The following is a 22537-nucleotide window of genomic DNA, read 5'->3' on the forward strand; positions in this document are numbered from 1 at the left end:
CCATGCAGTTCGGACGCACTTACGAAGAGTTCGAGGTCGGGGCGGTCTACAAGCACTGGCCCGGGAAGACGGTCACGGAGTACGACGACCACCTCTTCTGCCTGCTGACCATGAACCACCACCCGCTCCACATGGACGCGAACTACGCCGAGAACACGACCGACTTCGGCAAGAACGTGGTCGTCGGCAACTACGTCTACTCGCTGCTGCTCGGCATGTCCGTGCCGGACGTCTCCGGGAAGGCCATCGCCAACCTGGAGATCGAGTCCCTGCGGCACGTGGCGCCGACCTTCCACGGCGACACGATCTACGGCGAGACCACGGTCCTGGACAAGACCCCGTCCAAGTCCAAGGACGACCGCGGCATCGTCTACGTGGAGACCAAGGGCTACAAGCAGGACGGCACCCTCGTCTGCGTCTTCCGGCGCAAGGTGATGGTCCCGACCGAGACGTACATCACGGCGCGCGGCGGCGAGCAGCCCGGCCGGCCTCAGCTGAAGGAACAGGGGAAGTAGCCATGGCACGACTCGCCCAGACCGCCGGGCTCACGGACGTCCAGCGGGAGATCCTCAAGACCGTCCGGGAGTTCGTCGACAAGGAGATCATCCCGGTCGCCACCGAGCTGGAGCACCGTGACGAGTACCCGCAGCAGATCGTCGACGGCCTGAAGGAGCTGGGCCTCTTCGGCCTGATGATCCCGGAGGAGTACGGCGGCCTGGGTGAGTCGCTGCTCACCTACGCGCTGTGCGTCGAGGAGATAGCGCGGGGCTGGATGTCCGTCTCGGGCATCATCAACACGCACTTCATCGTGGCGTACATGCTCAAGCAGCACGGCACGCAGGAGCAGAAGGACCACTTCCTCCCGCGCATGGCGCTGGGCGAGGTCCGCGGCGCCTTCTCCATGTCGGAGCCGGGGCTGGGCTCGGACGTGTCGGCCATCACGTCCAAGGCGGTGAAGGACGGCGACGAGTACGTCCTGAACGGCCAGAAGATGTGGCTGACGAACGGCGGATCCTCCACCCTCGTGGCCGTTCTGGTCCGGAGTGACGAAGGACACCCCGAGGGCACGGCGCCCCACAAGTCGATGACCACCTTCCTCGTGGAGAAGGAGCCGGGCTTCGGCGAGGTCCGTCCGGGCCTCACGATCCCGGGCAAGATCGACAAGATGGGCTACAAGGGCGTCGACACGACCGAGCTCATCATGGACGGACTGCGCATTCCGGCCAATCGGGTCCTCGGAGGCCAGACGGGCCGAGGGTTTTACCAAATGATGGACGGCGTCGAGGTCGGCCGCGTCAACGTGGCGGCGCGTGGCTGCGGCGTCGCGCAGCGTGCTTTCGAACTGGGTGTCTCGTATGCCCAGCAACGTCACACTTTCGGCAAGGCGATCGCCGAGCACCAGGCCATCCAGTTCAAGCTGGCCGAGATGGCTACCAAGGTCGAGGCCGCCCATGCCATGATGGTGAACGCGGCACGCAAAAAGGACTCCGGGGAACGAAACGACCTCGAAGCCGGGATGGCGAAGTACCTCGCCTCCGAATACTGCAAGGAGGTCGTCGAGGATGCCTTCCGTATCCACGGCGGCTACGGGTTCTCGAAGGAGTACGAGATCGAGCGCCTCTACCGGGAAGCGCCGATGCTTCTGATCGGTGAAGGAACCGCCGAGATCCAGAAAATGATCATCGGGCGACGCCTGCTCGAGGAGTACCGACTCCAGGGCTAAATGTCCCTTTTGCGGTGGATCATCCGATGATCCACCGCAGAAGAGTCACCTGCAGTCACTGGCCGACGGCCATCGACTCGGCTTCTGGCTTGCCCAGTTGTTGCGCGCAACCGATAGCATTCCAGTAAAGCCGCCGTCCCGTCCCCCCGTTTGCGGCGCGGCAATCACCCGCTACGAAGGTCATCCATGCCCCACAGCCAAACCTCTGCACACCGCGACAGCCTCTCGGGCGTACGCCTCGCGCGCGGAGCATCGCCGTGGCTTCTGCCGACCGTCGCCACCGCGGCGCTCAGCCTCACCCGGGCCCGCAAGTCCGGACGCTGGGCCGCGGCGGCCGTGCCCGCCACCGCTCTCGCGGCGGGCATGCTGTGGTTCTTCCGCGACCCCGAGCGCGAGATCGCCCAGGGCCGCGTCATCTCGCCCGCCGACGGTGTGGTGCAGAGCATCATGCCGTGGAAGGACGGGCGCACCCGCGTCGCGATCTTCATGAGCCCGCTGAACGTCCACGTCAACCGCGCGCCCCTGGCGGGCACGGTGACGTCCGTGGAGCACATCCCCGGCGGGTTCGTCCCGGCGTTCAACAAGGAGAGCGAGAACAACGAGCGCGTTGTCTGGCACTTCGACACCGAGCTCGGCGACATCGAGATGGTGCAGATCGCCGGCGCCGTCGCGCGCCGGATCGTCCCGTACCTGCCGGCCGGAACCAAGGTGGAGCAGGGCGAACGCATCGGTCTGATCCGCTTCGGCTCCCGCGTCGACATCTACCTCCCGGAGGGCGTCGAGGTCGCGGTCGAGGTCGGTCAGGCCACCACCGCGGGGGTGACCCGAATTGACCGTGACTGACCCCGAGACTCCTGCCACCGGCTGGGTTCCCGAGTCCGCCGAGGAGGAGTCCGCCGAGGACGACATGCCGCTCTCGCTGCGGCTGTCGATAGCGGACACCCTCACCCTCGGCAACGCCACGTGCGGGTTCATGGCGGTGTACTTCACCACCACAGGGATCCTCATCCCCCACCTCACCGGCAGCGGCGAGTCGGGCATGGCCCGGCACAGCGCGGCGACGGCGGTGATACTGATGCTCCTCGCGGCGGTCTTCGACCTCTTCGACGGCATCGTGGCCCGCAAGCTGCGCAGCTCGCCGATGGGCGCGGAGCTGGACAACCTGTCCGACCTGATCAGCTTCGGGCTGGCGCCGGCGTACTTCGTGCTGGTCTACGGCATGGTCGCCGACGACGCGCACCAGAAGATGTCGGCGCTCGCGGCGATCGTGGTCCTGCTGGCGGTCGTGCTGCGGCTCGCGAGATTCAGCTGCGTGACGATGAAGGACGGCATGTTCCAGGGCATGCCGAGCCCCTTCGGCGCGCTGACGGTGGTCTCCATCGTGCTGCTGGAGCTGCCGTTCATCCCGACCCTGCTGGCGATCATCGGGGTGGCCTGGCTGATGGTGAGCCGGGTCGAGTACCCCAAGCCGCGGGGTGTCCTCGCGGCGGCGATGCTGAGCTGGATCGTCGGGGCGATGGGCCTCCTGGCGGCCTGGGCGTTCGACGCCCCGGGCGGCCAGCTGCTCCTCCAGACCGGCTGCGCGCTCCAGATCGCCCTGGCGGCGACCATCCCGCTGTTCGCGACGACCCGTCGCGCGAACACGTTCCGCCACAACCGGCGGGAGGCGCGGGCGGCGTCCCAGCCGTAACGCTGCCGCTCGGCTCGCACGACGGAAGGCCCCGGATGCCACAGGCATCCGGGGCCTTCCGCCTTTTTCACGCACCGCCGGGTGCGCCGGCCTCCGGTCGCCGGGGGCGGCGAGCCATCGCGGATGGTGTGCCGCTGCGCGGGGCCTGCCCCTCCCCACCCTTCGACCGTTCTCGCCTCAGACGCCGGCGGGGTGGATCTTCCAGCCTCGCCGGCGCCTGAGCCGCGGACCCGCGCAGCGGCCCACCCATCCGCACACGCCCACCGGCCCCGGCCACGGCGGGGCTAGGCTTGATGTCGGAAAACCGCCAGCCCTGCCCTGGGGCCGGCCGGGATGCTGGAGCCATGTACACCGACACCGACCGCTGCGTACGGGCCGTGCAGTCGAAGGACGCCCGGTTCGACGGGTGGTTCTTCACCGCGGTCCGGACCACCGGCATCTACTGCCGGCCCAGCTGCCCGGCCGTGCCGCCCAAGGTCGAGAACATGAGCTTCCTGCCCAGCGCCGCCGCCTGCCAGCAGGCCGGGTACCGGGCCTGCAAGCGGTGCCGGCCCGACACCAGCCCCGGCTCCCCCGAGTGGAACGCCCGCGCCGACGCCGTCGCACGCGCGATGCGGCTCATCCAGGACGGGGTGGTGGACCGGGAGGGCGTGCCGGGGCTGGCGGTGCGGCTCGGGTACTCGACCCGGCAGGTGGAGCGGCAGCTCAACGCCGAGCTCGGCGCCGGGCCCCTGGCCCTGGCCCGGGCGCAGCGCGCCCAGACCGCCCGGCTGCTCATCGAGACCTCCGAGCTCCCGATGGGGGACGTGGCCTTCGCCGCCGGGTTCTCCTCGATCCGGAACTTCAACGAGACCGTGCGGGAGGTGTTCGCCCTCACCCCCGGTGAGCTGCGGCTGCGGGCGGGCCGGCGGGGCGCCGGCCGGGGCGGGCCGCGGATCCCGGGGACGATCAGCCTTCGGCTGCCCTACCGGGCCCCGCTCAACCCCGACAACCTCTTCGGGCACCTCGCCGCCACCGCCGTCCCGGGGGTCGAGGAGTGGCGTGACGGGGCCTACCGGCGGACGCTGCGGCTCCCGTACGGCTCCGGGGTGGTCGCGCTGACGCCCGGCCCCGACCACATCGGCTGCCGGCTCGCGCTGACCGACCTGCGGGACCTGACCATCGCCATCAGCCGCTGCCGCTGGATGCTCGACCTGGACGCCGACCCGGAGGCCGTGGACGGCCAGCTGCGCACGGATCCGCTGCTGGCGCCGCTCGTGGAGAAGGCCCCCGGGCGCCGGGTCCCGCGGACCGTCGACGCGGCGGAGTTCGCCGTACGTGCGGTGCTCGGGCAGCAGGTGTCCACCGCGGCCGCCCGTACGCACGCGGCCCGGCTGGTGGCCGCGTACGGGGAGCCCGTGGAGGACCCGCACGGCGGGCTGACCCACCTGTTCCCCTCCCCCGGGGCGCTGGCCGGCGTCGACCCCGAATCCCTGTCGATGCCGCGCAGCCGCCGTACGACCCTCACCACCCTGGTCACGGCCCTGGCCGAGGGCTCCCTGCCGCTCGGCATCGACAGCGACTGGGAGGCGGCCCGCGCCCGGCTGTCCGCGCTGCCCGGCTTCGGGCCGTGGACCACCGAGATCATCGCGATGCGGGCGCTGGGCGACCCCGACGCGTTCCTCCCGTCCGACCTGGGAGTGCGCAAGGCCGCCCAGGGGCTGGGCCTGCCGTCCACGCCCGCCGCCCTGACCGCCCGCGCGGGCGGCTGGCGGCCCTGGCGCGCGTACGCCGTCCAGTACCTGTGGGCCACCGACACGCACCCGATCAACCACATGCCCGGAGCACAAGGAGCACCGTCGTGAGCAGCGTCAGCAACAAGATCCACACCGTCGTCGACAGCCCGTACGGGCCGCTCACCCTGGTCGCCACCGACGGGGTCCTCAGCGGGCTCTACATGACCGGCCAGCGCCACCGGCCGGTGGAGGAGTCCTTCGGCGAGCGGGTGGCGGACGCCGAGGAGCCCTTCCCCGAGGTGCGACGGCAGCTGGCCGCGTACTTCGCCGGCGAGCTGACCGAGTTCACCGTGCCGGTGCGGCTGGAGGGCACGGAGTTCCAGCGCAGCGTCTGGGAGCAGCTCGTCCGGATCCCCTACGGGCGGACCTGGTCGTACGGGCAGCTCGCCGCGGAGCTCGGCAAGCCGAACGCCTCGCGCGCGGTCGGCCTGGCGAACGGGAAGAACCCGGTCGGCATCATCGTGCCCTGCCACCGGGTGATCGGCGCCTCGGGCTCGATGACCGGGTACGGCGGCGGCATCGAGCGCAAGGTGCGGCTGCTGGAGTTCGAGAGCGGCGCGGCCCGCTAGCGGGTCCGGGCCGGTCCGGGTCAGATCACGACGAGCGGGGCGAGCAGGGCGAAGCCGGCGCCGGCTTCGACGGCGTAGGCGTAGAGGGAGGGGTGCTGCACGGGGGCGGCGAGCAGGACCACGCTGTTCTGGGTGGCGGCCGCCTTGATCCATTCGTCGTCGGCGCCCAGCCGTCCCTGGTACCAGCCCTCGCAGGCGCCGGGTCCGGTGACGGCGAGGACGTCGTCCTCACGGCGGTAGAAGGCCTGCCAGCCTTCGGCGGGCGCGGACCAGCCCTCGAAGTCCTCGAAGGCGGACCAGCCGCCCTCGCGTATCGCGGTGTCGAACAGCCAGATCGGCATCCCCTCTTCGGAGACCTCGCCGCCCGACTGCTCGTCTGTGGTGAAGTGGACCATGGGGAGGGCGTCGGGCCCGTCGGCCGTGCTCGGCCAGGCGTACATCGTGATCATCTGTTGATTCTGCCCTGGTCGGAGGAGTCCAAGTACGGGGGGTCGTTCAGGGGTTGACCGGCCGGCGGCCGTTCTCGAGCTCCACGGTTCCCTCGCCCGACTCCAGGGCTCGGTACGCCTCTTGGGTGCGCAGGCCGAGCGATCCGAGGAGGTGGTGGGTGAGTTCGGCGGGCTCGACGAGCTTCCAGGAGAGCAGTTCCTCTTCCTGGAGCCTGATGGAGTCGAGCTGCGCGGCGTCGAGCACGCCGCCGTCGTAGAGGTAGGCGACGAGCGGCGGGCGGCCGGCGCCGACGCTCCAGTCGACGGCGAGGAGCCGGCCGAGCGGGGCGTCGATGCCGATCTCCTCGGCGCTCTCGCGCCGGGCGGCCGTACGGGGTGACTCGCCGCTGTCCGATTCGACCGTTCCGCCCGGCAGTGCCCAGCCCTCACGGTAGTTGGGCTCGACGAGCAGGACCCGGCCCCGCTCGTCGCGGAAGAGGGCGGCGGCTCCGGCCAGCACCCGGGGCAGGCTCGCGATGTAGGTGGCGAAGTCATCCGTGGTGGTCACGCGGCCACCCTAACCGGCGGTACGGGCCGCCGCGCAGGCCGGTCCGGTACGGATCCCCCTCAGGTGTCGCCGCCGTCCTCACGGTCGCGCCCCCGGGATTCGGCGACGCGGCGCAGCCGGGGGTGGCGGGTCCGGCCCTGCTCGGTGACGGCGTCGCCGACCATGGCCGTGACGGCGTCCCGCAGCCCGTGGAGGGCGGGGTGGCGGGCCGGTCCCGCGCCGGGGTCCTCGCGGAGTTCCTTCAGCAGCGCCCAGCACAGCAGCAGCATGACGATCACGAAGGGCAGGGCGACCAGGATGGTCGCGGTCTGGAGGGACTTCAGGCCGCCCGCGACGAGCAGTACGGCGGCCACGGCGGCCATCAGGACGCCCCAGGTGACGACGAGCCAGGTGGGCGGGTGCAGGGAGCCCCGGCTGGTGAGGGAGCCCATCACCAGGGAGGCCGAGTCGGCGCTGGTGACGAAGTACGTCATGACCAGGGCCATGGCCACCCAGGAGGTGAGGGTGCCGAGCGGGAGGGCGTCGAGCATGGCGAAGAGGGAGGCCTCCGCCCCCTCCTTGACCTTGGAGGCGAGGTCGGCGGCGCCGGTGGAGTCGAGGCGGATGGCGGTGCCGCCCATGACGCAGAACCAGACGACGGTGGCTCCGCTGGGGACGAGCAGGACTCCGACGAGGAACTCGCGGATGGTGCGGCCCCGGGAGATGCGGGCGATGAAGGTGCCGACGAAGGGGGCCCAGGAGAGCCACCAGGCCCAGTAGAAGATGGTCCACGCGCCGAGCCAGGCGCTGTCGGTGAAGGCGCCGGTGCGGGAGGCCATGGGCAGCAGTTCGTGCAGGTAGCTGCCGACCCCGGCCGGGATGACGTCGAGGACGTAGACGGTCGGGCCGAGGACGAAGACGAAGAGCATCAGGGCGGCGGCGAGCACGATGTTGACGGTGCTGAGCCACTTGACGCCCTTGTGCAGTCCCGAGAAGGCGGACAGCACGAAGGCGGCGGAGAGGGAGGCGATGATGACCAGCTCGACGCCGGTGGAGTCCTCGATGCCGGTGGTGATGTTCAGGCCCTTGGAGACCTGGAGGGCGCCGAGGCCGAGGCTGGTGGCGGTGCCGAAGACGGTGGCGAAGACGGCGAGCAGGTCGATGGCCTTGCCGGGGCGGCCATCGGCCCGTTCCTCTCCCATGAGCGGGACGAAGGCGGAGCTGAGGCGGTTGCCGCGGCCCTTGCGGAAGGTCGCGTAGGCCAGGGCGAGGCCGGCGATGCCGTAGATCGCCCAGGGGGTGAGGGTCCAGTGGAAGAAGGAGTAGTCCAGGGCGGCGCGGGCGGCGGCCCCGGTGCCGGGGGCGGCGCCGCTGGCGGGCGGCGGATCGAGGTAGTGGGTGAGCGGCTCCCCCACCCCGTAGAACATCAGGCCGATGCCCATGCCGGCGCTGAACATCATCGCGATCCACGCGAGGTTGCCGAACTCCGGTTCGGAGTCGTCGGCGCCGAGGCGGATCCGGCCGAAACGGCTGATCGCGAGGACGACGCACATGACGAGGAAGACGTCGGCGGCGATCACGAAGAGCCAGGCGAAGTTGGCCAGCACCCAGGCCAGGGCGGCGGTCGAGGCGGTGTCGAAGGAGTCCTTGCCGAGGGCGGCCCAGCCCACGACGGCGAGCACGGCGAACACCCCGACGGTGACGATCCCGAGGTCGGGAGAGCCGTCCGCCGGACTCCCGGGCCCCGTTCCGGAGCCATCCGGACGTGGTTGTTCCAGTGATTCCGCGCTCATGAGGCCACACTATGCGGGGATATATCCCTATTTACGCGCATGGCGCGCCGCATGTGGCCCAGGCCACTCATGGGCATAGGAGGATCCTCCGGATAAGCTCATGGAGGCGCGACTGCACTGTTCGATAGCAAGGGATAGCAAGGTGACGGACGGAGCAGTAACTGAGGCCGCGCGCGTGCTCATCGCCGCGGACAAATTCAAGGGCTCGCTCACGGCCGTTCAGGTCGCGGAGCGGGTGACGGCCGGCCTTCGCAAGGCCGCACCGGGCGTGGAGGTCGAGACCCTCCCCGTCGCGGACGGCGGCGACGGCACGGTCGCGGCCGCCGTGGCGGCCGGTTTCGAACGCCGGGAGGTACGGGTCACCGGACCCCTCGGCGACCAGGTCACGGCCGCTTTCGCCCTGCGCGACGGCACCGCCGTGGTCGAGATGGCGGAGGCCTCCGGGCTCCAGCTGCTGCCGGCGGGCACCTTCGCCCCGCTGACGGCGACCACGTACGGCTCCGGCGAGGTGCTGAAGGCCGCGCTGGACGCGGGTGCGCGCTCGATCGTCTTCGGCGTGGGCGGCAGCGCCACCACCGACGGCGGCGCCGGCATGCTGGCCGCGCTGGGCGCGGTGTTCCTGGACGCGAACGGCGAACCGGTCGGTCCGGGCGGCGGCGCGCTGGCGCAGCTGGCGTCGGCGGACCTGTCCGGGGTCGACCCCCGGTTCGCGGAGGTGGACTTCGTCCTCGCCAGCGACGTGGACAACCCGCTGACCGGCCCGAAGGGCTGCGCGGCGGTGTACGGCCCGCAGAAGGGCGCCTCGCCGGAGGACGTGGCGACGCTCGACGCGGCCCTCGCGCACTTCGCGGTGGTGCTGGAGAAGTCGATCGGCGCGAAGGCGGCCGAGTGCGCGGTGCTGCCGGGTGCCGGCGGCGCGGGCGGCATCGGCTACGGGGCGCTGCTGCTCGGCGCGACGTTCCGGCCCGGCATCGAGCTGATGCTGGAGGTGCTGGGCTTCGCCCCGGCGCTGGAGCGGGCCACGCTGGTCATCACCGGTGAGGGCTCCCTCGACGAGCAGACCCTGCACGGCAAGGCCCCGGCCGGTGTCGCGGCGGCGGCGCGGGCGGCGGGCAAGCCGGTGGTGGCGGTGTGCGGGCGGCTGCTGCTGGGCCAGGAGGCCCTGGAGGGGGCGGGCATCCGCAAGGCGTACCCGCTGACGGATCTGGAGCCGGACCCGGCGAAGTCCATCCCGAACGCCGGGCCCCTGCTGGAGCGCGTCGCGGAGAACATCGCGGCCGAGGTCCTCTGACCCTCGCCTGCGGCGACGCCGAGGCCCGGTACCCCGTGGGGGTGCCGGGCCTCGCCCTTTCCCGGGCCGGGGCGGGGGCGCGCCGCTGCGCGGGGCTGGTCCCCCACCCGCCCTTCAACCGTTCTCGCCTCAAGGCGCCGGGCGCGGCTCACCGCACGGCGCTACCGCGCCCGCGCCTCAAACGCCGGCGGGGCCGCAAGATCCAGCCCCGCCGGCGCTTGAGGCGCGGGGGTCTGGGGGCGGAGTCCCCAGGGAACGGGCGAAGGGCGGGTAGGGGACCTCGCCCCGCGCAGCGGGACTCAGGCCGACGCCGCCGCGATCCGGGCCGCTAGGCCGTCCAGCAGGGCCGCTAGGCCGAACCGGAGGAGGGACTCCGGGGACAGGGCGGACCGCCCCCGCGCGGCGGCGAACGCCGGGAAGGCGCCCCCGTCGACCAGCGCCGCAAGCCTCGCCTCCTGGGCCCGCATCCAGTCCTCCCCGCTCACCCCGCTGGAGCGCGCCGCCTCGGACTCCGGCTCCAGGTCCACCGCGTGGCCCCGGACGTAGCCGAAGAGGGTCACGGCGGCGTGCATCCGGGTGTCGTCGTCCAGGCCCAGCCCCTCCAGGGCGGCGAGCGCCCAGTCGATGTGCCTGATGCCGTTCGGGACGAGCAGGGGGCGGTTCAGGTTCATGGCGCCGGCGAGCCACGGGTGCCTGCCGTACAGCCGCCACTGCACGGCCGCCGACAGCTCCAGGCGGGCCCGCCAGTGCGGCGGCGGCCGCTCCGGCAGGGCCTCCTCCCCGAAGACCGCGTCGGCCATCAGCACCACCAGCCGCTCCTTGCTGCCGACGTGCCGGTACAGGGACATCGCCGAGACCCCCAGCTCCGCGCCGAGCCGCCGCATCGTCAGGGCGGCCAGGCCCTCCGCGTCCGCGATCTCGACCCCGGTGCGGACGATCCGGTCCCGGTGGGCGGAGTCGTCGGCCGGGTGGCGTCCGGCGCTCGGGGCCGGCCGGTCGGCCACCACCGTGCCCACCCCCGGCACCGCCCGGACCAGGCCCTCCTGCCCGAGCGCCGCGAGGACCTTGCTCGCCGTCGCCATGGCCACCCCCCACCGCTGGGTGATGGCCCGCGTCGACGGCACCCGGTCCCCCGGCCGCAGCTCGCCGCTCTCGATCCGCCGCCTCAGCTCGGCCGCGATCCGCGCGTACGGCGCCTCTTCCTTCATCCCGCCCTCCTGGTGCACTAGTACACCTCTACCCTAGTGCACTAGGTTGCTTTGCCCAACACACCTGTTCCCACCGGGGATATCCGTCTGTACGTTGTACACATCACCCCGAGAGAGGAACCGGAAATGAACAAGAACCAGAGCGTCCTGATCTCCGGCGGCAGCGTCGCGGGACCCGCCCTCGCCTACTGGCTGCACCGCCACGGCTTCACCACCACCGTCGTCGAGCGGGCCCCGGAGCTGCGCGACGGCGGCTACGCGGTCGACTTCCGCGGCGAGGCCCTCGACGTCCTCGACCGCATGGGCCTGCTGGACACCGTCCGCGCCCTGGACACCGAGATGGGCGACGCGGCCATGGTCGACGCCGCGGGCGGGCAGTACGCCACCCTCCCGGCGGCGGTGTTCGCGGGCGACCTGGAGGTCCTCAAGGGCGATGTGACCCGGCTGCTGTACGAGGCCACCCGCGAGGACACCGAGTACGTCTTCGGCGACTCGATCGCGAGCCTGGAGCAGGACGGGGACGGGGTCCTCGTCACCTTCGAGCACGGCGCGCCCCGCCGCTTCGACCTGGTCGTCGGCGCGGACGGCCTCCACTCGAAGACCCGGGCCCTCGCCTTCGGGCCCGAGGAGCGGTACCTGCGCCACCTCGGCATCTACACGGCGATCTTCAGCCTGGACAACTACCTGGGGCTGAAGAACACCGGCCGGCTCTACTCCGTCCCCGGCAAGGCCGCCAACATCTTCACGGCCCGCGCGAACACCGAGGCCCGGGCGGCCTTCCACTTCGCGGCCGAAGGCCTCGAATACGACCGCCGCGACCCGGCCGCGCACAAGCGGATCATCGCCGAGCGGTTCGCCGGCGAGGGCTGGGAGGTGCCGCGCCTGCTGGAGGAGATGGACGCGGCCGAGGAGTTCTTCTTCGACTCCAACGCCCAGGTCGAGATGGACACCTGGTCCGCCGGCCGGGTCGTGCTGCTCGGCGACGCCGCCGCCTGCGCGGCGCCGACCTCGGGCCGCGGCACCTCGCAGGCCCTGATCGGCGCGTACCTCCTGGCGGGAGAACTGGGCACCCGCGGCGACCACACGGCGGCCTTCGCCGCGTACGAGGAGCTCATGCGCGGCTACGTCGCCGAGCACCAGGCCCTGGGCCGCGAGGGCGCCGAGCGGTTCTTCATGCCGGCCCCGACCCAGGAGGTCCTCGACATGCTCGCCGCCAACGCCCCCGAGAACACCCGCACCGAGCCGGTCCGCCTCCGGGATTACGGGGTGTGAGCCGCGGCGGCGTCGAGCACCTCGGCCGTGGTCAGCACGCGGGCGAAGCCGCCGCCCTGGAGGTTGACCGCGGTGGCGGCGGCCAGTTCACCGGCGGTCAGGGACAGCCCGCCCGGGCCGGCGAGGTCGAAGGTGTGGGTGGCGTCCAGTGGGACCAGCACCTCGTAGCCCAGGTTGCCGGCCATCCGGGCGGTGGTCTCGACGCACATGTTGGTCTGGATCCCCGCCACGACCAGCTGGCGGATGCCGCTCGCCCGGAGCCATCCGGCCAGGTCCGGGGTGCCGTAGAAGGACGAGTTGACGGTCTTGGTGACCAGCAGGGCCGCCTGGTCGCGGCGGTCCTCGACGAAGTCCTTGAAGGCGTGACCGGGGTGGTCCGGGGCCAGTACCGAGCCGGGCCGCTCGGACGCGTGCCGCACCAGCACCACCGGGCGGCCGGTCTCCCGCCACGCGTCCATGAGGGCGGCGATGTTCTCCTCGGCGTCCGGGTTGTCGCGCTTCCCCCAGAAGGAGGCGTCGTCGAAGCCCTTCTGGACGTCGATCACGAGCAGGGCGCTGTCGGCTGCGATCTCGATCGCGTTCTCTGTCATGGCTCCATCGTGTCCGCCCGGCCGCACCCGCCCCAGGGGCGCCGGGGCCGCGAACCGATGGGATCCTGCCAGTCTGGCAGTACCTGCTCTTCCGGCTCTGGCACAGTGGCCCCATGCAGCGCGTCGCCATCGTCGCCCAGCCCGGGATCCGCAGCTTCGACCTCGCCGTCATCACCGAGGTCTGGGGCCCCGACCGGAGCCGCAGCGGGGTGCCCCCCTTCGAGCTGCGCCGCTGCGCCCTGGACGACGGGCCGATCGCCCTGCCCGGCGGGCTGACCCTGACGCCCGACCGGGGTCTCGACTGGCTCGGCCGGGCCGACCTGATCGTCGTACCGGCACTGGCAGAACCCGCCGACCCGACGCCCGAGCCCGTTCTCGCCGCCCTGCGCGCCGCGCACGCACGCGGGGTACCGGTGGCCGCGCTGTGCGCCGGGGCGTTCGTACTCGCCGAGGCCGGGCTGCTGGACGGCCGCCGGGCGGTGACGCACTGGTGGCTGGCCCCGCAGCTGGCGGCCCGCTACCCGGCGGTGCTGGTCGAGGAGGCCCCGCTCTTCGTCGAGGACGACGGACTGTGGACCTCCGCCGGGGTGGCCTCCGGGATCGACCTGTGCCTGCACCTGGTCCGCGAGGCCCACGGAGCGGAGGCCGCCGCCGCCATCGCCCGCTCGATGGTGACCGGCCCCTTCCGCACCGGGGACCACGCCCAGTACCTGGACCGGCCCACTCCGGCGGCGGACCGTACGGCCGAGGCGCTGGCCGCCGTACGGCAGCAGGCCCTGCGCAGGCTGCACGAACCGCTGGACGTGGCCGCCCTGGCCCGCTGGGCGGGCATGTCCCCGCGGTCCTTCGCCCGGCACTTCAGCGCGGCCACCGGCACCACGCCGCACAAATGGCTGCTGAGCCGCCGTCTGGACGAGGCCCGCAAACTGCTGGAGCGCACCGACCATCCGGTGCCGGAGGTGGCCCGGCGCGCCGGGTTCGCCAGCGAGGTCACCTTCCGCCAGCACTTCGGCGCCGCCTTCGGCCTGAGCCCGCGCGCGTACCGGGCGGCCGCGGCCAGCGCTCCCGCGGGCGGCGACAGTGTTAGAAATGGCTCATGACCGGACGTTCGGGTCGGCACAGGGAGACGCGTCCCGCGAGCCTGCCCGCGCGCCTGTGGCAGGCCCGGAACAGCATCGCCGGCCAGGTCTTCTCCGTCACCGCCGTCATCGTGCTGGTGCTGATCACCGCGGCCGCGCTGGCCCTGGTGTTCCAGGCCCGCTACGACAGCGAGCGGGGCGCCCGGGACCGCTCGCTCGCCGCCGCCGAGGCCTTCGCCCACGCCCCCGGCCTGCCGGCGGCCCTGGAGTCCGCCGACCCGACGGCCGAGCTGCAGCCGCTGGCCGAGGGCGCCCGCCGCGCCTCGGGGGTGGACTTCGTCGCCGTCATGACCACCGACGGGATCCGCTACACCGACTCCAGACCCGAGCTGATCGGGCAGCGCGCCACCGGGGACCTCGCCCGCGCGGCGGCCGGAACGTCCTTCACGGAGGTCTTCAAGGGCGATCCCAGCGACGCCGTCCGGGCCGTGGTCCCCGTACGGGACGCGCGGGGCACCGTGGTGGGGCTGGTCGCCACCGGCATCGAGGTGGAGAACGTGGGCCACGCCGTGGAGGGCCAGCTGCCGCTGCTGCTCGGCGCGGCGGCGGGCGCCCTGCTGCTGGGCACCGGCGGCGCCGCCCTGGTCAGCCGGCGGCTGCGGCGCCAGACCCGGGGCCTGGGCGCCGTGGAGATGGCCCGGATGAACGAGCACCACGAGGCGGTGCTGCACGCCGTCCGCGAGGGCGTGCTGATCGTCGGCGCCGACCACCGGCTGCTGCTCGCCAACGACGAGGCCCGGCGGCTGCTGGGCCTGCCGCCCGACGCCGAGCAGCGGTACGTCGCCGACCTCGGCCTGGACCCGCGCACCACGGAGCTGCTGCTGTCGGGGCGGGTCGCCACGGACGAGGTCCACCTGGCGGGCGACCGGCTCCTCGCCGTCAACGTGCGGCCCACCGAGCCGTTCGCCGGGCGGCCCTCGGGCAGTGTCACCACCCTGCGCGACACCACCGAGCTGGCGGCCCTGTCCGGGCGCGCCGAGGTGGCCCGTGAGCGGCTCCAGATGCTCTACGAGGCGGGCGTGCGGATCGGCACCACCCTGGACGTGGTGCGGACGGCGGAGGAGCTGTCGGAGGTGGCGGTGCCGCGGTTCGCGGACTTCGTCACCGTCGAGCTGCTGGAGCCGGTGCTGCGCGGGGACGAGCCCTCGCCCGCGGCGGGGGTGCACACGGAGATGCGCCGGGCGGCGATGTGCGGGACGCGCGGCGCCTCACCGCTCCAGCCGGTCGGGGACGTGATCCGCTTCGAGGTGCCGACGGCCCCGATGGCGGCGGCCCTGGCCGCCGGGCACGCGGTGCTGGCCGCCGATCTGCACGCGGCGATGGGCTGGCGGGCGCAGGACGAGCCGGGGACGAAGCAGGCCCTGGACTACGGGTTCCACTCGCTGATCTCCGTACCGCTCCAGGCCCGGGGCGTGGTCCTGGGCATGGCCAACTTCTGGCGGGCGGCGGACACCCCGGAGGCCTTCGACGAGGAGGACCTGTCGTTCGCGGAGGAGCTGGGGGCCAGGGCGGCGGTGTCCGTGGACAACGCCCGCCGCTTCACCCGCGAGCACGCCACCGCGGTGGCCCTCCAGCGCAGCCTGCTGCCGCGGGTGCTGCCGGTGCTGAGCGCGGTGGACACGGCGTTCCGGTACCTGCCCGCGAAGGCGGGGGTGGGCGGGGACTGGTTCGACGTGATCCCGCTGCCGGGGGCCCGGGTGGCGCTCGTGGTGGGCGACGTGGTGGGGCACGGGGTGCACGCGGCGGCGACGATGGGGCGGCTGCGGACCGCGGTGCACAACTTCTCGACCCTGGACATGCCGCCCGACGAGCTGCTCGGCCACCTGGACGAGCTGACCGACCGGATCGACCAGCTGGAGGACGGGCCGGCCGGTGACGGCGACGCCGGGGGCCCGGGTCTGGCCGGGGGCGCGGAGGAGCCGCCGCCGGCCGGGATCACCGGCGCCACCTGTCTGTACGCCGTCTACGACCCGGTGTCCGGGCAGTGCACGATGGCCAGCGCCGGGCACCCCGGGCCCGCCCTGGTCCACCCGGACGGGCGCGTGGAGTACCCGGAGCTGCCCACCGGGCTGCCGCTCGGGGTGGGCGGGATGCCCTTCGAGACGGCGCGGCTGGTACTGCCGGAGGGGAGCCGGCTGGTGCTGTTCACGGACGGGCTGCTGGAGGACCGCCACCGGGACTTCGACAGCGGGCTGGCCCTGCTGAGCGAGGCCCTGTCACGGCCGGGCCGCAGCCCTGAGCAGGCGTGCGCGGACGTCCTGGCGGCGATGCTGTTCCCCTCGCCGAGCGACGACATCGCGCTGCTGGTGGCGGACACCCGGCGGCTGGAGCCGGACCGGATCGCGGAGTGGGACGTGCCCGACGATCCGGCGGCCGTGTCGCGGGTGCGCCGGGAGGCCGCCGCGCAGCTGCTGGACTGGGGGCTGGAGGAGGCTTCCTTCACGGCCGAGCTGATCCTCAGCGAGCTGATCACCAACGCCATCCGGTACGGGAACGAGCCGATCCGGGTCCGCCTGCTGCGTGACCGGGCGCTGATCTGCGAGGTCGCCGACGGCAGCAGCACCTCCCCGCACCTGCGGTACGCGGCCACGACGGACGAAGGGGGCCGGGGCCTGTTCCTGGTGGCCCAGTACGCCGAGCGGTGGGGCACCCGCTACACGGAGCGCGGCAAGGTCATCTGGGCGGAGCTGTCGCCGTCGGCCGGCGAGGCCCCGGTGCCGCTGGAGATGGACCTGGACGCCCTGGAGGACCTGGCCTGGTGAGCCTCACCCGGTGCGGTCGGTCCGGGCGGTGCGCGCCAGCAGGACGGCGACGTCGTCCTGCGGGGCTTCGGGCAGCAGCCGGGTCAGGATGCCGTCGCACAGCTCCTCCAGCGGCCGGCCGGCCTGGCACAGGGTCCGGGCGAGGCGGTCCATACCCTCGTCGAGGTCCCGGTGGCGGCACTCGATCAGCCCGTCGGTGTACAGGGCGAGCAGGGTTCCGGGCGGCAGCGGGACCTCCTCGGTGCGGAACTCCCGCCCGCCGGTTCCCAGCGGGGTGCCGGGCGGGCCCTGGAGGAAGGCGACCCGTCCGTCGGGGGTGGCCACGGCGGGCGGCGGGTGCCCGGCGCGGGCGATGACGCAGCCTCCCGCCGCCGGGTCGTGGACGGCGTAGACGCAGGTCGCCATCTCGTCCTCGCCCAGGTCGGCCACGACCGCGTCGAGGGAGCGGAGCATCTGCGCGGGCGGCACGTCGTGGCGGGCGAGGGTGCGCACGGCCGTGCGCAGCTGGCCCATGACGGCGGCGGCGTGGATGCCGTGGCCCATGACGTCGCCGATGACGAGGCCGGTGCGGCCGCGGGGCAGCTGGATGACGTCGAACCAGTCGCCGCCGACGTCGTGCTCGCTGGCGGGCAGGTAGCGGCCGGTGAGTTCCAGGCCGGGGACCTCGGGGAGGGCGCTGTTGGTGAGGCTGCGCTGGAGGGTGAGGGCGGCCTGGCGCTGGCTGGTGTACATGCGGGCGTTGTCGATGTTGAGGGCGGCCCGGGCGACGAGTTCGTCGATGAGTACGCAGTCCTGGGCGTCGAAGGGCTCGCGGGAGCGCAGCCGGGTCACGGCGACGGCCCCGAGGACCTTGCCGCGCGCGACCAGGGGCACCATGCGGGCCGATCCGAGGGTGGCCAGGTAGTCGCGCAGCGCGTCCGCGCGGGGGTCGGTGATCAGCGCGGGGATGTCGGAGACGTACAGGTTCATGGGCACGCCCTCGGCGATGACGCGCTCGTAGACGGTCCCGGCGGGGATCTGGAAGGTCTGGCCCGGTGCGAGGCGGGCGGTGGGTGCGGTGGGGTCGGGGAAGGTGGCGGCGAGCCTGCGCAGCACCCCGTGGGTGGAGGCGGCGGCGACGGCGCTCTCGTCGGGGTCCAGTACGGCTTCGAGGAGCTGTACGTCGGCCGAGTCGGCGAGCTGCGGGACCAGCAGGTCGGTGATCTCCTGGGCGGTCTGGCGCAGGTCGAGGGTGGTCCCGATGCGGGTGCCGGCCTCGGCGAGCAGGGCGAAGCGGGAGCGGGCCCGTTCGGCCTCCAGAAGGGCCCGCTGGCCCTCGGTGATGTCGATGAGGGAGGCGATCAGGCCGAGGCGGCGGCCGCTGCCGTCGAGCAGCGGGGCGTAGGAGCAGGACCAGGTGCGGTCGTGGTCGGGGTCGGCGGGGGTGCGGCCGGTGCGGCGGACGTCGACGACGGCGGTGCCCTGTTCGAGCACCTGGCGCATCGTGGCCTCCAGGGCGGTGGCGTTGACGCCGGGGACGACCTCGGTGAGGCGCCGGCCGAGGTGCTCGGCGGCGGAGACGCCGTTCATCCGGGCGAGGGCGTCGTTGACGCGCAGGAAGCGCAGGTCGGGGCCGAGGGTGGCGAGCCCGATCGGGGACTGCGTGAAGAGGCTCTGGAGGGCGGCGAGGGAGTCCCTCATCCGCAGGACCTCGGAGGTCTCGACGGCGATGAGCATGGCGCCGGTCCGGCCCTGGGGGTCGGCGGCGGGCACGATCCACATCTCCATGGCCACCCGGTGTCCGTCGCGGTGGCGCACGGGCAGGGTGCCCACGACGGTCTCGCCGGCCTGGACCCGGCGGGTCAGGTCGTCGGCGAGCTCGCGGTTGGCCTCGGGGACGAGCACGGCGCTGCCGGGGCGGCCGAGGATGTCCTCGGGGCGGTGGCCCAGCAGGTCCTGGGCGGCCAGCGACCACTCCACGACGCGGCCGTCCGCGTCCTCCCGCCACAGGGCGATCGGGAGCAGTTCGCGCAGGACGCCCGCGTACCCGACCGCCGCCACCGGCGGCGGATCGGGCACCTTGCTCGTCGACTGGTAAGTGTCCAATGCACCGACCTCACCCCGAGGGGGCCTGATTCGTACCGATTCACCCTATCCGAGCCCTCGGCGCGGGGCGCCCCGCGCGGGCCCGGGCCGGCGCGGGGCGGGGAGGGCGGGGAGGGCGGGGAGGCGCCCCGGCCGGCGCGCCGGGGTGCGGCCGGCGGCGCTGCCGGCACGGGTCCCGGACCCCGGCGGGCTCCGCGTCCGCCTCAGGAGGCCCGCGGCGGCGGAAGGGCCCCGGTCCGCAGTTCCCGGACCGGGGCCCCCGCCGGGGAAGGAAGGCGGTTCCCGACGGCCTCTGACCGGTTGTCCGTCAGAAGTCGACCTGGGCGCGGACATCCGCCCGGCCGACCGATTCGAGCTCCCACATGGTGCAGTACAGGCGGCGGATGTACTCGATGTCCGCGTTCCGGGCGCGGGCCTCGCGCACCGGGTACATGACCGTCAGCTCGTACGATCTCTCCCGGTTGATGTCGCCGTCCTTGTCACGCCACTGGCCGCGGCCCTCCTGGAGGGTCAGCCCGGAGGGAAAGCGCGGCGTGACCACGTCGGCGACGAACTTGTCGAACTCCTCCTCGGTGATCGGCGGGTGCCCGTCGTGCCGGCCGGTGCCGAAGTAGAGGTGCGTCGAGATGTACGCGCTGCCCGTCTCGGCGGCGTCCGCCTCGGCCGACGCCGCCGAGACGGTGCCGGTCCCGAGGGAGGCCTGCGGCGCCGGTCCGCCGAAGGCGAGGAGGAGCGCGGCCGCCGCCAGCAGGCCTGCGGCGGGCGTGGAGATCCTTATGCTGCGCATGCAGTCGTCCAATCAGTCCGTGTGTCGTGCGTGGTCCGCGGACCGGCGGGTGCGCGGGGCCGCCCGGAGGCGGACCCCGGCGCCGGCCCGGGGAGGTCTAGGCGGGCAGCGATTCGCGCAGGAAGGCCGCCGCGTCCCGCAGCGGGGCCGGCGTGCCCGCGTTCCGGTGGAGGGCCGCCGCCGTCCGGCGGAGGGTCTCGGTGGTGCGCACCGAGCCGATGGCGGCGGCGCCCGGCGCGACCCGCGCGATCAGGTCCTCCGCCTCCCGCCAGGCCCCGGCCCCCGCCAGGGCCGAGAGGAGCTCCGCGGTGAACAGGTGCCGGTAGGAGGGGCCCGGGGCGGTGGCCGCCCGGTGCAGCAGCGGGATGGCCCGGTCCCAGCGGCGCAGCCTGGCCTGCACCCAGCCCTCGTGGCCCAGCAGTTCGGCCTCGTCGATCCACCAGGCCCAGTGCGGGTCCCGGCGGGAGAGGCCGTCGAGGAAGCGGCTGCGGGCCCGGGAGATCAGTTCCAGCGGCTCCGCGCGGGCGCCGAGCAGGGCCGTCGCGTGGGCCCGCCGGATCAGGACGAGGCCTTCGACGCGGGCGGGGAGCGGCCGCGGCCCGCTCACCCGGGCGGCCGCCTCCAGGGCGGCGCGCGGCCGCCCGGTGTGGGTGGTGAGCATGCTGTGGTTCAGCAGGACCAGCCGCCCCGTCCAGCGGTCGCCGCAGAGCTCCGCCAGGGCCAGCGACCGCGCGTTCATCCGGCGGGCGCCCCGGTAGCGGCCCGCGTCGAAGAGGATCCAGCCGATGACCTCGCACAGCTCGGCGAGGGCCGCGAGCCGGTCCGGGCCGTACGCGCGCAGGGCCGGGGGGTCGGCCGCCAGCTCGGGGATCCGCCGCACGGCCTCGCGTACGGCGGGCACCGCGGCGCGCGCTCCGCGCTCGGTGTCCAGGGCCACCAGGCGGCCGATGGTGCGCACGGCCAGCCGGTGCGCCGCGTCCTGCTCCTCGGCTCCGCCGGGAGGGGCGAGCACCGCCGTCATGACAGCGGGCCGGCGCCGACCGCGCCGACGCCGGCACGGCGCCGGCCGAGGTCGTCGAAGGAGGAGGCCACCTTGCTGAGCCAGTCCACCTCGTCGCGGAAGTCCTGGTAGGGGGGCCGCGCCGGGATGTCGGAGGCTTCGGCCCGCTCGGCGCGCTCCGCCCGCTCCTGCGCCGGGCGGCTGAGCACGGCGCGCACCTGGAGCGCCTCGCCCAGGGGTGAGGTGGGGTCTTCCGGGAGGTCCAGGGAGCGGGCCACCCGGACGAAGTCCTCCAGGGAGAGGGAGGTGCGCAGGATCAGCTGGCCGTCGCGTATCTCGATGACGCGCCGGTAGAGGCGGTAGTGCGGGTCCCGGGGCGGCACCAGGTCGCGCAGCCAGGAGCGGGGCGGGTCCAGGGCGATGTCCGGGGAGGCCTCGTACAGCGCCCACCACAGGGGCCGCAGCCGCCGGTAGGAGCGGTAGCTGCGGGCCCAGCCGCGGGCCCGGGTGATGCGGATGCCCCAGGAGGGGATGGTCCAGCCGGCGATCTGGAGGAGGGCGCCGACGCTGCCGCAGGTCCACTGGACCGGGTCGAGCGAGGCCGCGTCGTAGTCCAGGCGGGTCCCGGCGATCTGGATGCTCCGGGTGACGCAGTAGACGAGGATCATGCTGGCGCCGACGGTGACGGTGCGCATGCCGACCTTGAGCCACTGCCGGTTGGCCATCGTCGTGAAGCGCAGCGACAGCCGGACCGTCTCGAACTGGCCCACGGCGCAGATCAGCAGGTAGAAGGACATGTAGAGGGCGTAGCTGCCGTGCTGGATGCTCAGCAGGATCGTGGACGTGGCCGTCTCCGAGTGCGCGACCGGGCCGATGGCGAAGGACGCGACGACCAGGACGGCGAGGGCCGCGGCGAAGAACAGCACGCGGTGGCGGGCCATGCGCCGGGCCTCGGCGGGCGGCGAGGACCAGTACACGAGGACGACCTGCTGGGCGGCGGTCAGCACGACCACCGCGACCTGGGTGATCAGCGAGGTGATGTTCGGCAGGCCGAAGAAGGCCGAGATGTGCAGCCGTAGCTGGTCCAGGTCGACCAGGAAACTGATGCCGGAGCACAGGAAGTAGGTGCACAGCGCCCACAGGGCGATGTCGTTCCTGCGGCGCAGCAGGTCCGGAAGGCGGTAGGCGAAGGCCGCGAGGCCCACGAAGGCGCAGACCCACGCGAGGACGGTGTAGATCACGCGGGCCCCTGGTCGGGACGGCCGAGCCCGCTCTCGATCCGGGCCACGATCTCGGCGGCCTCGTCCGGCACACCCCAGGCGCGCTCGGTCCAGCGCTTGGTGGCGCGGGCCAGGATCAGCGAGGCCATGGTTTCGGCCTCCTGCTCCTCGTCGTCGCTGTAGCGGGAGCGCATGAGGACGCCGCGCACGGCCTCGGGGTCGACGTCCGAGAACAGCCCGCCGCCCCCACCGCCGACGGCGGGCGCCGGGGGTCCCGGACGGTCCCCGCCCGCCGCGCCTCCGAGCTGGTCCAGCTGGACGGATCCGCTGTGGTCGAAGGCGATGTGGGCGAGTTCGTGGGCGATGATGTGTTCCTTGTGCGACGCCGAAGCGGCCTTCTCGAAGGCGATGATGTCGAAGTCATCGGTTTTCAGCCATATGCCGAAGAGATGCCGTTCGGGGAAGGCCGTCGGAATCAAATGGATGGGCCGCCCGCGCTGCTCGCTGAGATAAGCGTGGAGTTCGTCGATGCCGCAGCCGTGCTCCATGCCCCACTCCGCGAGCAGGCCCTCGCAGGTGTGGCGCACCTTCTTGAGACGGCGCCTGAGCCGCCTGTCCTCCGACGCCGGTAACGCGGAGCCCGGTAACTTCATCCCTC

Annotated in this window: 20 protein-coding genes; 10 read left to right on the forward strand and 10 right to left on the reverse strand. The window is 73.3% G+C overall.

Going from position 1 to position 22537, the window contains the following annotated elements; genetic code table 11:
- Positions 1-2 precede the first annotated feature (2 nt).
- The 6 genes from ACZ597_RS16110 to ACZ597_RS16135 all read left to right on the forward strand — a co-directional run bounded on the left by ACZ597_RS16110 (position 3) and on the right by ACZ597_RS16135 (position 5757).
- Positions 3-515 carry a MaoC family dehydratase gene (locus ACZ597_RS16110; RefSeq protein WP_471329750.1) on the forward strand — a complete coding sequence of 171 codons (513 nt, stop codon included), beginning with the start codon at positions 3-5 and terminating at the stop codon, positions 513-515.
- 2 nt (positions 516-517) lie between these two features.
- Complete coding sequence (locus ACZ597_RS16115; protein ID WP_030868030.1) at positions 518-1723, forward strand: acyl-CoA dehydrogenase family protein; 1206 nt, start codon at positions 518-520, stop codon at positions 1721-1723.
- 186 nt (positions 1724-1909) lie between these two features.
- Positions 1910-2566, forward strand: coding sequence for a phosphatidylserine decarboxylase (locus ACZ597_RS16120; protein WP_125817380.1), 657 nt, complete (start codon positions 1910-1912; stop codon positions 2564-2566).
- Positions 2553-3413 carry a CDP-diacylglycerol--serine O-phosphatidyltransferase gene (gene pssA, locus ACZ597_RS16125; protein WP_471329754.1) on the forward strand — a complete coding sequence of 287 codons (861 nt, stop codon included), beginning with the start codon at positions 2553-2555 and terminating at the stop codon, positions 3411-3413. Before ACZ597_RS16120 ends, pssA begins: the two co-directional genes overlap by 14 nt.
- A 344-nt stretch (positions 3414-3757) precedes the next feature.
- Entirely contained in the window at positions 3758-5257 is a 1500-nt protein-coding gene (locus ACZ597_RS16130; RefSeq protein ID WP_471329757.1) for an AlkA N-terminal domain-containing protein, read from the forward strand.
- Positions 5254-5757: a methylated-DNA--[protein]-cysteine S-methyltransferase gene (locus ACZ597_RS16135; protein ID WP_471329759.1), complete on the forward strand. Its 504-nt coding sequence runs from the start codon at positions 5254-5256 to the stop codon at positions 5755-5757. Before ACZ597_RS16130 ends, ACZ597_RS16135 begins: the two co-directional genes overlap by 4 nt.
- 20 nt (positions 5758-5777) lie before the next feature.
- Here the strand turns inward: ACZ597_RS16135 and ACZ597_RS16140 are convergent, their stop codons facing one another.
- The 3 genes from ACZ597_RS16140 to ACZ597_RS16150 are packed head-to-tail and all read right to left on the reverse strand — an operon-like array spanning position 5778 to position 8525.
- Entirely contained in the window at positions 5778-6206 is a 429-nt protein-coding gene (locus ACZ597_RS16140; protein ID WP_405977811.1) for a hypothetical protein, read from the reverse strand.
- Positions 6207-6252: 46 nt separating this feature from the next.
- Positions 6253-6753 (reverse strand): NUDIX domain-containing protein, encoded by a 501-nt coding sequence (locus ACZ597_RS16145; protein WP_471329763.1) that lies wholly within the window; start codon positions 6751-6753, stop codon positions 6253-6255.
- Between the two features lie 59 nt (positions 6754-6812).
- Positions 6813-8525 carry a BCCT family transporter gene (locus tag ACZ597_RS16150; protein WP_471329766.1) on the reverse strand — a complete coding sequence of 571 codons (1713 nt, stop codon included), beginning with the start codon at positions 8523-8525 and terminating at the stop codon, positions 6813-6815.
- Positions 8526-8667: 142 nt separating this feature from the next.
- Here ACZ597_RS16150 and ACZ597_RS16155 point away from each other — a divergent pair, with 142 nt between their 5' ends.
- The gene (locus ACZ597_RS16155; RefSeq protein WP_471329769.1) at positions 8668-9816 is read left to right on the forward strand and encodes a glycerate kinase; all 1149 of its coding nucleotides are present in this window, start codon (positions 8668-8670) and stop codon (positions 9814-9816) included.
- A gap of 299 nt (positions 9817-10115) precedes the next feature.
- Here the strand turns inward: ACZ597_RS16155 and ACZ597_RS16160 are convergent, their stop codons facing one another.
- Positions 10116-11024, reverse strand: coding sequence for a GntR family transcriptional regulator (locus ACZ597_RS16160; RefSeq protein WP_471329772.1), 909 nt, complete (start codon positions 11022-11024; stop codon positions 10116-10118).
- Between the two features lie 126 nt (positions 11025-11150).
- Between ACZ597_RS16160 and ACZ597_RS16165 the strand changes: the two genes are divergently transcribed.
- A complete protein-coding gene (locus ACZ597_RS16165) occupies positions 11151-12296 on the forward strand; it encodes an FAD-dependent monooxygenase (protein WP_471329775.1) in 1146 nt (381 codons plus the stop codon).
- On the opposite strand, the gene ACZ597_RS16170 is transcribed toward ACZ597_RS16165, so the two are convergent.
- The gene (locus ACZ597_RS16170; protein ID WP_471329778.1) at positions 12284-12886 is read right to left on the reverse strand and encodes a cysteine hydrolase family protein; all 603 of its coding nucleotides are present in this window, start codon (positions 12884-12886) and stop codon (positions 12284-12286) included. The two genes, ACZ597_RS16165 and ACZ597_RS16170, sit on opposite strands and share 13 nt — an antisense overlap.
- 113 nt (positions 12887-12999) lie before the next feature.
- Here ACZ597_RS16170 and ACZ597_RS16175 point away from each other — a divergent pair, with 113 nt between their 5' ends.
- Together ACZ597_RS16175 and ACZ597_RS16180 are read left to right on the forward strand one after the other, a co-directional pair.
- Positions 13000-13986, forward strand: coding sequence for a GlxA family transcriptional regulator (locus ACZ597_RS16175; protein WP_471329781.1), 987 nt, complete (start codon positions 13000-13002; stop codon positions 13984-13986).
- Entirely contained in the window at positions 13983-16787 is a 2805-nt protein-coding gene (locus ACZ597_RS16180; RefSeq protein WP_471329784.1) for a SpoIIE family protein phosphatase, read from the forward strand. Before ACZ597_RS16175 ends, ACZ597_RS16180 begins: the two co-directional genes overlap by 4 nt.
- A 3-nt stretch (positions 16788-16790) precedes the next feature.
- Here ACZ597_RS16180 and ACZ597_RS16185 read toward each other — a convergent pair whose 3' ends face one another.
- The 5 genes from ACZ597_RS16185 to ACZ597_RS16205 all read right to left on the reverse strand — a co-directional run bounded on the left by ACZ597_RS16185 (position 16791) and on the right by ACZ597_RS16205 (position 22532).
- The gene (locus ACZ597_RS16185; RefSeq protein WP_471329787.1) at positions 16791-18872 is read right to left on the reverse strand and encodes a SpoIIE family protein phosphatase; all 2082 of its coding nucleotides are present in this window, start codon (positions 18870-18872) and stop codon (positions 16791-16793) included.
- Between the two features lie 307 nt (positions 18873-19179).
- The gene (locus ACZ597_RS16190; RefSeq protein WP_471329789.1) at positions 19180-19659 is read right to left on the reverse strand and encodes a DUF3574 domain-containing protein; all 480 of its coding nucleotides are present in this window, start codon (positions 19657-19659) and stop codon (positions 19180-19182) included.
- A gap of 97 nt (positions 19660-19756) precedes the next feature.
- Entirely contained in the window at positions 19757-20680 is a 924-nt protein-coding gene (locus tag ACZ597_RS16195; protein ID WP_471329792.1) for a DNA-binding protein, read from the reverse strand.
- Entirely contained in the window at positions 20677-21900 is a 1224-nt protein-coding gene (locus ACZ597_RS16200) for an MAB_1171c family putative transporter (protein ID WP_471329795.1), read from the reverse strand. The genes ACZ597_RS16195 and ACZ597_RS16200 overlap by 4 nt, the downstream gene beginning before the upstream one ends.
- Entirely contained in the window at positions 21897-22532 is a 636-nt protein-coding gene (locus tag ACZ597_RS16205; RefSeq protein WP_471329797.1) for a hypothetical protein, read from the reverse strand. Before ACZ597_RS16205 ends, ACZ597_RS16200 begins: the two co-directional genes overlap by 4 nt.
- Between the last annotated feature and the right edge of the window lie 5 nt (positions 22533-22537).

It is taken from the genome of Streptomyces sp. NPDC040718, from assembly GCF_055593565.1.